At 69.9% G+C, this 10,045-nt stretch carries 6 protein-coding genes; 3 read left to right on the top strand and 3 right to left on the bottom strand.

Features of this window, described 5'->3' with window-relative positions; genetic code table 11:
* Nucleotides 1–268 precede the first annotated feature (268 nt).
* Both VF139_00475 and VF139_00480 read left to right on the top strand, forming a co-directional pair.
* Nucleotides 269–1,324, top strand: a complete 1,056-nt coding sequence (locus VF139_00475; protein ID HEX6849850.1) for a PDDEXK nuclease domain-containing protein — start codon at nt 269–271, stop codon at nt 1,322–1,324.
* Between the two features lie 89 nt (nt 1,325–1,413).
* The gene (locus tag VF139_00480) at nt 1,414–5,670 is read left to right on the top strand and encodes a PKD domain-containing protein (GenBank protein ID HEX6849851.1); all 4,257 of its coding nucleotides are present in this window, start codon (nt 1,414–1,416) and stop codon (nt 5,668–5,670) included.
* A 9-nt stretch (nt 5,671–5,679) separates the two neighbouring features.
* On the opposite strand, the gene VF139_00485 is transcribed toward VF139_00480, so the two are convergent.
* The 3 genes from VF139_00485 to VF139_00495 all read right to left on the bottom strand — a co-directional run bounded on the left by VF139_00485 (nt 5,680) and on the right by VF139_00495 (nt 6,855).
* The gene (locus VF139_00485) at nt 5,680–6,108 is read right to left on the bottom strand and encodes a cupin domain-containing protein (protein HEX6849852.1); all 429 of its coding nucleotides are present in this window, start codon (nt 6,106–6,108) and stop codon (nt 5,680–5,682) included.
* An 80-nt stretch (nt 6,109–6,188) separates the two neighbouring features.
* On the bottom strand, nt 6,189–6,497 hold the full coding sequence (locus VF139_00490) for an XRE family transcriptional regulator (GenBank protein ID HEX6849853.1): 309 nt from the start codon (nt 6,495–6,497) through the stop codon (nt 6,189–6,191).
* Nucleotides 6,490–6,855, bottom strand: a complete 366-nt coding sequence (locus VF139_00495) for a type II toxin-antitoxin system RelE/ParE family toxin (protein HEX6849854.1) — start codon at nt 6,853–6,855, stop codon at nt 6,490–6,492. Before VF139_00495 ends, VF139_00490 begins: the two co-directional genes overlap by 8 nt.
* Before the next feature lie 251 nt (nt 6,856–7,106).
* Here VF139_00495 and VF139_00500 point away from each other — a divergent pair.
* Nucleotides 7,107–10,045: hypothetical protein (locus tag VF139_00500; protein ID HEX6849855.1), on the top strand; the 2,939-nt coding region annotated here is incomplete at its 3' end.

Consider the following 10,045-nt stretch of genomic DNA (forward strand, 5'->3'; position numbering starts at 1 on the left):
ACGAAGCTGGTCATACTCCCCCCGCACACAGGCTTCCGGTGTGGAAAGAAGTACCGCCGAGGCCAGGCAACGGCAAAAAAAAATCGCGGGAACGGCCGATCTTGGGTCAGTCTTCCCAGCCGGCATTCGAGCGCTCGCAGGAACGAGTTGAGTGGCGATCCGGTTTCCTGTATTCAACCCTCCGTTGTTCCCTTCGCCCCCCGACCCGCCCGGTGCCGAGGTACGTTCCGGCGTCCCGCCTCCTCGGGAGCTCTGTCCCATGTCGCCGATGAAGCGAGTCCCCACGGGCCTGTACGGCGATCTCGTGGAGGACCTGAGCGGGTTGCTGGAGTCCGCCCGCCGGGCGGCCGCGCGTTCGGTCAACACGGTGATGACCGCCACGTACTGGGAGGTCGGGCGGCGGATCGTGGAGTACGAGCAGCGGGGAAAGGACAGGGCGGAGTATGGAGCCGAACTCCTGAAGCGTCTGAGCGACGATCTGACTCGCCAGTTCGGGCGCGGGTTCTCCCTCCGCAACCTGCAGCAAATACGAGCGTTCTACGCTACGTACGCCGCTGCGGGAATTTCGCAGACAGTGTCTGCGAAATTCAGCCAGCGCTTCCCCCTCCCCTGGTCCCACTACGTCCGGCTCCTCCGGCTCGACAACCCCCTGGCCCGCCAGTTCTACGAAGCCGAAGCTCTCCGCGGCGGCTGGACCGTGCGCCAGCTCCAGCGGCAGATCGACTCCCAGTACTACGAGCGCGCGGCGCTTTCGAAGAACAAGGAGGCGATCCTCTCGCGGCCGGCGCCGCCCGACTCGCCGCCCACCCACGCGGCCGACGAGATCCGCGACCCGCTCGTGCTGGAGTTCCTCGGGCTGAAGGACGAGTACTCCGAGTCCGACCTCGAGGAGGCGCTGATCCGCCACCTCGAGGAGTTCCTCCTCGAGCTCGGCGGCGACTTCGCCTTCGTCGCGCGGCAGCGGCGGCTGCGGGTGGGGGACGCCTGGTTCCGGATCGACCTGCTGTTCTTCCACCGGCGCCTGCGCTGTCTCGTCGTCATCGATCTCAAGCAGGGGGAGTTCACAGCATCCGACGCCGGGCAGATGAATCTCTACCTCGCCTATGCCCGCGAGCACTGGACCCACCCCGACGAGAACCCCCCGGTGGGGCTGGTCCTCGCCTCCGCCAAGGACGAAGCGGTCGCGCGTTACGCGCTCGACGGGCTCGAGGACGCGATCCTCGCGAGGGAGTACCGGCTGGCGCTCCCCGACGAGGAGACGCTGGCGGAGGAGATCGCGAAGGCGAGGCGGAGGGTGGAGGGGCGAGCCGCCTCGCCAATGTGACGGATATCACGGACTCCGCCCGCCCCACCCCCTTACGATGGGGGTACCCGATCGCCAGCGTCGACGACCGTGGTTTCGGGGGCCCCGCCATGCGTACCACCTCAAGTCGCAGCTTCGTCTCGACGTTCCTCCTCCTCGCGTCGGTCGTCGCGGTACCGGCGGCCGCCGGCCCGCGGATTCCCTCCCGTTTCGTCCCCGGGGACGCCGCGGTCTCCCCGGCGGTGCGAAACCAGGTGACGCCGTTCCTCTCCCGCGGCGGGAGCACGGTCCTCGCGCTGTGGTCCGACGATCGCGCGAACGACACCGGGGCCTACGAGGGGGAGACCTCGTGGGACATCTACGGGATGCGGTTCGACGCGTCGGGGAACGCGCTCGACGCGCTGCCGATTCCGATCGCAACGGGGCCGGCGTCCCAGCGCAGCCCCCGGGCGGCGTGGAACGGCACGAATTGGCTCGTGGTCTTCGAGAGCGTCGACTTCGGCGGGACCGGCTACTACCAGGCCTCCCTCGAGGCGCTGCGCGTGGCCCCCGACGGCCGGGTGATCGATCCGAAGCCGATCAAGATCTACAACGACACCCCGGTGGGCTCCACCTGGGCGGTCGCGTCCGACGGCGCGGGATGGGTCGTCGTCAACCAGGGGACCTCCGTCACGAGCGACCTCGTCGGCTCCCGGATCTCCGCGGACGGGGTGCTGCTCGACCCGGGGCCGCGCAGCCTCGTGAAGGCGACGTATTACCTGCGCGGCAACGTCCGGCTCGAGTTCGCCGGCGGGGTCTTCCTGCTGACCTACGAGGAGTCGATGACGGGGTACGACCCGACGAACGCGATCCGGTTCGATGCCGGGCTCAACCTGCTGGATGGAGCGCCGTTCGGGCTCGCCCCCGCCCCTCTCTCCCGGCTTGCCTCGAACGGGAGCGGCTTCTACGCGGTGTGGAACGAGCAGCTCCCGGACTACACGATGGCGGTGAAGGGGACCCGGATCGGAACGAGCGGCCAGAAGCTCGACGGCGCCGGGGTGAACGTCTCCGGGCCGAACCCGCCGGCGGCCTACACCACGACGAGCGTGACGTGGGACGGCTCCAACTGGAGGGTCACCTGGGGAGCCGCGGACGCCACGCGCGTCGCGCGCGTGAGCGGCTCGGGGCAGGTCCTGGATCCCGGCGGCGTGGCGGCGCCCGGCCCGAAGTCGGGGATCTCGGCGAGCGCCGGCAACGGGACGGTGCAGCTGGCGTGGTCGGAGTTCGCGAACGGCAACGAAGACACCTATTCGGCCCACGTGGATTCGGGGAACGCCGCAGGCCCGAACCGGACGCTCTCCGCCGGCGCCCCCACGCAGATGCGGGTCGACGTCGCGACGAACGGCAACGGCTTCATGATGGTCTACCGATCGAGCTCCGCATCGCGGAACCGCGTCCTGGCTCAGCCCCTCGACGCGAACGGCAACCCCACGACGGTCGAGCCGATCGAGCTGGACGCCGCCACCTCCACCAGCTACCCGGGGTCTCCGAGCGTCGCGTGGAACGGATCGCTGTACCTCGCGGCGTGGAACAACGCCGGCGGAGTGGTCGCCCGCCGCGTTCAACCGAACGGGGCGCCGCTGGATGCCGCCCCGACCGTCGTGATGAACCCCGGCTTCGGCCCGGTGGACGTCGAGGCGCTCGGCGGCGATTTCCTCGTGGTCGGGCTGCGGTGCGGCATCAACTGTGAATACGTCAACCCGATCGCGGCTCGCGTCCGCGGCGCGGACGGCGTCGTGCTCGACACGACCCCGATCGGGATCAGCGGCACCTTCAGCAGCAACGTCCGCGTCGGCGCGCTTGGCGGCCGGTGGCTCGTCGTCTTCCAGGACAACGCCACGCACGACAACCCCTACGCCACGACCGACGGCGTCTTCGTCGACGCCGGCGGGGGCAAGGCTCCGGAGTTCACGATCCACGGGCCCTACTCCTCGGCCGGCGGCAACGGCATCTTCGGGATCGGCCTCGCCTCGAGCGGGAGCGTCGCGCTCATGGTGCAGTCGCAGGAGCTCACCTCCGGCGTCGAAACCGACCTCCTCGGCCGGCTCATCGACCCCGACGGCACGGTGCACCCCGCCGTGAACCTCACGCCGTGGAAGGACGATCAATACCGCCCGCGCGCGGCGTGGGACGGCGCGCAGTTCGTCGTGGTCTGGCAGGATCAGAAAACCGCCCTCGGCGGTGACTGGAGCCTCGAGCAGATCGACGCCCGCAGCGACCTGATGGGGATGCGGATCACTCCCTCCGGGTCGATCGTGGACCCGCAGGGGTTCGTGGTCTCGAACAGCCCGGTGGGCGAGACGTACCCCAACCTCGCGGCGACCGGGGGCAGGACGCTGATCGCGGGATCGTACGTCCGGAACACGTCCCCCTTCGTGAGCTACCGGATCGGCTACGAACTCTATGGGACCGGGGGAAACGCCTGGCCGGTCGCCTCCGCGTCGGCCGCGCCGACCGCCGGGGACGTGCCGCTGACGCTGAGCTTCAGCTCGACGGGGAGCTCGGATCCGGGGGGCGGCGCCGTTTCGTACGCGTGGGACTTCGGAGACGGCGCGACCTCGACCGAAGCCGATCCCGACCACCTGTACGCGACCGGCGGACCTTACGTCGCGACCCTCACGGTGACCGACCTCGCGGGGGCGGCGAGCGTGCAGACGCTCCTCGTGAACGTGCTCGAGCCGAACCTCCCGCCGGTCGCTGCGTCGTCGTCGAACGTGAGCTCCGGCCCGGCGCCGCTCGACGTCATCTTCTCCGCGAGCGGGACGTACGATCCCGACGGGTTCGTCGGCAACCTCGAGTGGACGTTCAGCGACGGCGGGAGTTACTGGGGCGCGACCGCCTACCACACCTTCGAACAGCCGGGAACGTACCAGGCGAGCGTCACCGCGTTCGACGGGCGCGGCGGCACCGGCTCGACGGCGCCCCTCACGATCACGGTGGGACCGCCGCTCCCGCCGGCGGCGCCGAGCTCGCTGAGCGCGATCGCGTTCACCCCCGACTGGATCAACCTCACCTGGACGGACAACGCGAACAACGAGGACGGATTCAAGGTCGAACGTTGCCAGGGAGCCGCCGCGTACTGCGGCGCAACGCCCTCGGCGTGGGCGCCGCTCGCGACCACGGGCCGGAACATCGACTACTACGGCGACACGGGACTGCCCCCGACGACGACGTTCAGCTACCGCGTCCGCGCCTACAACGTCAGCGGCGATTCCCCGCTCTCGAACATCTCGACGGCGACGACGCCGACCGAGCCGCCCGTCGCCGTCAACGCGCCGTCCGTGCTGAACGGCCCCGCGCCCCTCGCGGTGACCTTCGACGGGCGCGGCTCCTACGACCCGGACGGGACGATCGTGTCGTGGAGCTGGGTTTTCGGCGACGGGGCATCCCAGAGCGGCGCGCTCGCGAACCACACGTACGCCGGCTCCGGGTATTTCTACACGACGCTCACGGTGACGGACGACGACGGGGCGACGAACTCCGCGTACGCGACGATCCACGTCGAGGAGGGAGGCGTCCGCTCCGTCGCGTCCGGCGACGGCGGGACGCCCTTCGGCGCGATCTTCTCGGGGACGTACCTCGACACGAGGACGCAGGACGGCCTTGCGGAGGTGCTGATCGAGTCGCAGCTCGGCGGCTCGCCCCCGACGCGGACGAGCGCGCTCGAACACGAGTGGTCGCTCACCGTCGCCGCGGGGGCGACGCAGACCTTCTACCTCGACGCGTGGCACTCCCCGAACGCGGAAGGGGACGATTTCCTGTTCGAATACTCCCGCGACCGCGTCTCGTGGACGCCGATGGTCACGGTAAGCGGCACGGTCGACTCCGGCACGCTGCAATCGTACGGGTTCGGCGGGGACGTGACGGGGACCCTCTGGGTGCGCACCCGCGACCTCGATCGCACGGCGGGGCGCGCGCAGCCGGACAAGGTGTACGTCGACGAGATGTTCGTTTCGTCGAGCATGTCGGCCGGACGATGCGGCGAGGTCGGCTCCGCCGCGGCGTTCGTCGGCCAGGCGTTGACGGTCTCGAAGGACCTGTACGGTCAGCTCTCCCTGAGCTGGGGTGCTTCGTGCGTCGCTACCGACAACGACTACGCCGTCTACCAGGGCCGGCTGGGCGAATTCGCGTCGCACGTCCCGGTGTTGTGCTCGACGGGAGGGGCGACCGCCGCGACGATTCCGGCGGCCGCCGGCGACGTCTACCTCCTGGTGGTCCCGAACGACGGCTACTACGAGGGGCGATACGGGTTGTCGGGCTCGGGCGCGGAGATCCCCGCGGGCCCGACGCGGTGTTACCCCGCCGCGGCGACGAGGGGCTGTCCGTAGCGATCCCTTCTACCGCCGCTCGCTCTCGGGAAGATCCTCGGGGAGCGGGGTCTCCTGCGGTGGCGCGCCCGTCGTCGCCTCCCACGAGACGAACGCCACGCCGTCGCGTCCGACGTGTTCCCCCGCGGCGCCGAGCGCGAGGAGGACCAGCCGCCCCGGTCCGCGGTTGAGGAGCTGGCGACGGAGCTCCGGGGCGACGCGGACGAGCTCCCCCGTGGCCAGATCGCGCTCGACCCCTTCGATCGCCAGGGAGAGGGTCCCCTCGAGCACGAGGTAGACCTCCTCCTGCTTCTCGTGCCGGTGGATCCTGCCGCGCGCGCCGGGGTGCATCCGGATCAGGTTCATCCCGAAACTCGTGACGCCGAGCTCGTCCCGGAGCCGCTGGAAACGCTCCGTCCCTTCCATCTCGAGTCTCGCCTGCGAAACGCCTTGCTGCATGGTGGCCTCCGTGGGGTCGAGTCTTCGCCTGTGCGTTCGTCCCGAATCCGCAACCTTCGGTGAAGACTTCCCCTTCTACCCTAGATCTCGCCGAACTGCGTAATCCGGACCACGCCGTCCGGGAAACGCGCGGTGATCTCGAGCTCGCCGCCCATCGCCTCGATGTAGGCCCGCAGCGTGCTGACATACATGTCGGCGCGACGCTCGATCCGAGAAACGTTCGACTGGTCGGTGCGGAGCCGTGCCGCCAGCGACTGCTGGGACAACTCGCGCGCGGCGCGGAGCTCGTGAAGAGGCATCTGCCGGGCGAGCTCCCTGGCCTGCGCCGCGGCACGCGCGCGGGCATCGGGTGACATCTTCGAGCGGAGCTTGCGGAACTTGTCAGCCATCCTCGTGTCCTTTCCGATGCAGCGTCTCGAGGTGTTCGTCGAGGAGCGCGTCGGCGATGGGGACGGCTTCCTCGTACCAGCGGTCGCGGCCCGTCTTGTCACCCCCGAACAGGAGGATCGCCGTTCGGCGAGGATCGAACGCATACAGCACTCGGAGGGGCCGCCCGTGGTGCTGGATTCGCAGTTCCCTCATGCGAGGGTGACGAGACGTCGCGATGCGGGAGGAGTGGGGGAACGGAAGGGCCGGGCCGAACCGCTCCAGGAGGCGAACGACTGCGTCCACCGAGATCTGTTCCTCCTCGTTCAGCGCGGCCCACCAACGCCCGAACACCGGCGTGTACTCGACATCCCAACCCACTCGAAGTATGCCTCCCAAAACATATGTTGTCAACGGCATCGTTGCGTGGCGTTGCACGAGTATTCGCCTCCGATTCGGCACGTGCGGGGAAGCACTGGAGTCGATTCCGGGGTTGCGGCTACGAAACCCCTACCGGAGCCGGGGGGACTTGACCCCTTGACCCGATCGCGCGATCCTCGTCGGCAGATCGACGGGAGACCATGCATGCGTCCCTTCGCCGCCCTCGTGCTCGAAGGAGGACGTGGCCCCTCATGAGCCACCGCGCCCGACTCCCCGAAGCGCTCTCCCAGGCCGAGGACCGCCTTCGGTCGATCCGCCGTCACGTGTCCGACCCGAAGCATCTCCCTCCCGCGGTCGGCGTCGGCCTCTCGGGAGGCGGGATCCGGAGCGCCACCTTCTGCCTGGGCGTCTTCCAGGCGCTCGCGCGCCTGCGCCTTCTCGGCTCGATCGATTACCTCTCGACGGTGTCGGGGGGCGGTTACTTCGGCTCGTTCTTCGGGCGGTTGTTCACGCGGACGTACGTCGAGGGGGTCGACGACGTCGCCACGATGCTGGAGGACCGCGAGACGGCAGCCGAGGGCAGGACCCTCCCCCCGGGCGTGCTCCGGTGGCTTCGCGAGAACGGCCGCTACCTCTCGCCACGCGGCGCCGGCGACCTGATGCAGATGCTCGCCGGGATCCTCCGCAACTGGGTCGCCCTCCACGTCTCTCTCCTCTCGCTCGTCGCCCTCGCGGCGATCCTGGTCGTCGCCGTGCGGGCGTGGGCCGAAGGGTCGCTCCCCGACGGCGCGGCCGCGTTCGCCCGGCCGGTGCCGCTTCCCGGAGGTTGGGGGCTGTGGTTGTCCCCGTGGTGGATCCTCCCCGCCGCGATCTTCGTTTTCGGTGCCTTCCCCGCGGGGGCGGCGTATTGGCTGCTCGAGTGGCCCTCGGCGCAGTCGGTCGCCAAGCGAACCATGGTCAGCTTCGGCTGGGTCGCCGTGGTGCTGGTGCCGGCCGCGGCCGTGGGGTGGATCGAGCTTCGCCTCCGGCGCTCCGGGGCGATCGGCGGCTGGCTGGCGCGGGATGTGGACGAGGCATTCGTCGTCTTCCTTCTGGTCGCGTCGCTCGTCGTCGTGCTCATCCGGATCTGGTCGCTCGCGGTCGCCGAGACGGCGTACTCGGGGCGGTGGAAGCCGTCCCCCCGACAGGTGCCGCCGATCCTCCCGACGTTGCTGTTCGCCGCCATCCTGGTCTGGCGCTTCGCGGTGGGGGACGAGACCACGACGGTCTTCGGCGGGCTGCTGCTCCTCGCGGTCGGCTTGGCGTGGGCCGCGGCCCGCATCGTCCTTCCCTCGTCGGGGCGCGCCGCGGAGACGGCCGAGGAGAAGAAAGAGCGGTCCGCGCCGGTCTACCGCGACGCCCTCGCCCGCAATCGGCTCACGACCTGGCTGCGCGTGGCGCTGTTCGCGACCGCAGGATCCCTCGCGATCGTGGTCGTCGACTCGATCGGCGAGTCGCTCTACCGCGGGAGCTCGATCGGCGGCGGCGGCGGGAACGAGGTGCGGCTCGTCACGATCGTTTCGGCGGTCGCGGCGCTGCTCGGTCCCGCCGCGAAGGTCCTGCCGCTGATCCTCGGCCGCCGCAAGAAGCGGCGCGGCGCGGTATTCCTCGACGCGGTGCTCGGGATCGTCGCCATCGTCGTCGTGGCGATCCTCCTCACGGGGGTGTTCGGGCTCGCCCACGCGGTGCGTTGGGGGTTCGGCCCCGCGGCGCCGCCGGGGGCGCAGGCGCCGGAGGGCCAGACCACCTGGCTCGTCGTGACGATCGCGATGCTCCTCCTGTACGCGCTCCTTTGCGGCGCCACCTGGAGCTTTCTCAACAGCTCGTCGCAGCTCCCCTTCTACAAGGCCCGCCTCGCCCGCGCGTACCTGGGGGCGAGCAACCCGCGCCGCGTCGGGACGGGCGTGGCGGAGGGGGAGGAGGGGGGCGTCGGGCAGGTCGTTCCGGGGGACGACGTCGGGCTGCTGGAGTATTTCGGCGTGCCGCGCGCGGACGGCGATGCCTTCTTCGGGACCGACGACACCGCGTTTCGCCGCGGCGCCCCGCTGCACCTCATCAACGTGACGATCAACGAGACGAAGGGCGGGAAGTCGCAGGTGCAGCAGCAGGACCGGAAGGGGCTCGGGATGTGCCTGGGTCCCTGCGGTATCCACGCGGGGGTGGAGGACCATCTCGTCTTCGACCGGGACACGGCCGCGTCGACCGGCCCCTCGACCGCGTGGGGGAATCCCGGGCCCTGGATCCCGGTCCGGTCCGAGCCCGCGACGGCGGAACGGTCGCGATTCCTGATCGACACCACGAGCGGAAAGGCGTGGGCAAGTCTCGAGCCCCTCACGCTCGGACACTGGATCGCGATCTCGGGGGCGGCCTTCTCGACAGGCACCGGGTACCGCACGAGCCTGGGGCTGAGCCTGCTCGCGGGGATCGGGAACGTCCGCCTGGGGTACTGGTGGGACAGCCGGCGGCTCGCGTCATGGATGGGGAACGTGCTGCTTTGGGTGCCGCGCCGCGTGTTCGCGGTGCAGTCGTACCTGCTGCAGGAGTTCCTCGCGCGGTTCCCGGGGACCTCGCGTCGCCACTGGTACCTGAGCGACGGCGGGCATTTCGAGAACCTCGGCGGTTACGAGCTGATCCGGCGACGGCTCCCTCTGATCGTCCTCGTGGACGCCGAGGCCGATCCGAACTTCGAGTTCGGCGGCTTGTCCAACCTCGTCCGGAAGGCGCGGATCGACTTCGACGCGGAGGTGCGTTTCCTCGACGCCCAAGAGCTCGACGGGATCCTGTCCAATCAGGAGCGCACGAAGATCGGAACTCTCGACGAGCTCCGTCGGGGGAGGTGGGAGGCCGATCCCGGCTCCGACCCGCCCCGCTACAGCCGCCGCCACGCCGCGCTCGCAGTCGTGACCTATCACGACTCGGATCGGCGAAGCCTGCTGCTGTACGTGAAGGCGTCGATGACCGGCGATGAGCCGATCGACGTCCGGCAGTATCACGTCGAGCACGAGGCGTTCCCGCACGAGCCGACGTCCGACCAGTTCTTCGACGAGGCGCAGTGGGAGAGCTACCGGAAGCTCGGCGAGCACATCGGGACCGAGCTGTTCGGAGCGGCTTCGAAGTGGGACCCGGCGGGGTTCAAGGGATCGAGCCTCGA

The sequence above is a fragment of the Candidatus Polarisedimenticolaceae bacterium genome (genome assembly GCA_036376135.1).
Classification (GTDB): Bacteria; Acidobacteriota; Polarisedimenticolia; order Polarisedimenticolales; family DASRJG01; genus DASVAW01.

Excerpts from the sequence above, each read along its gene's own strand:
- VF139_00475 (HEX6849850.1), top strand. The coding sequence starts at position 269 with ATGAAGCGAGTCCCCACGGGCCTGTACGGCGATCTCGTGGAGGACCTG.
- VF139_00480 (HEX6849851.1), top strand. The coding sequence starts at position 1,414 with ATGCGTACCACCTCAAGTCGCAGCTTCGTCTCGACGTTCCTCCTCCTC.
- VF139_00485 (HEX6849852.1), bottom strand. The coding sequence starts at position 6,108 with ATGCAGCAAGGCGTTTCGCAGGCGAGACTCGAGATGGAAGGGACGGAG.
- VF139_00490 (HEX6849853.1), bottom strand. The coding sequence starts at position 6,497 with ATGGCTGACAAGTTCCGCAAGCTCCGCTCGAAGATGTCACCCGATGCC.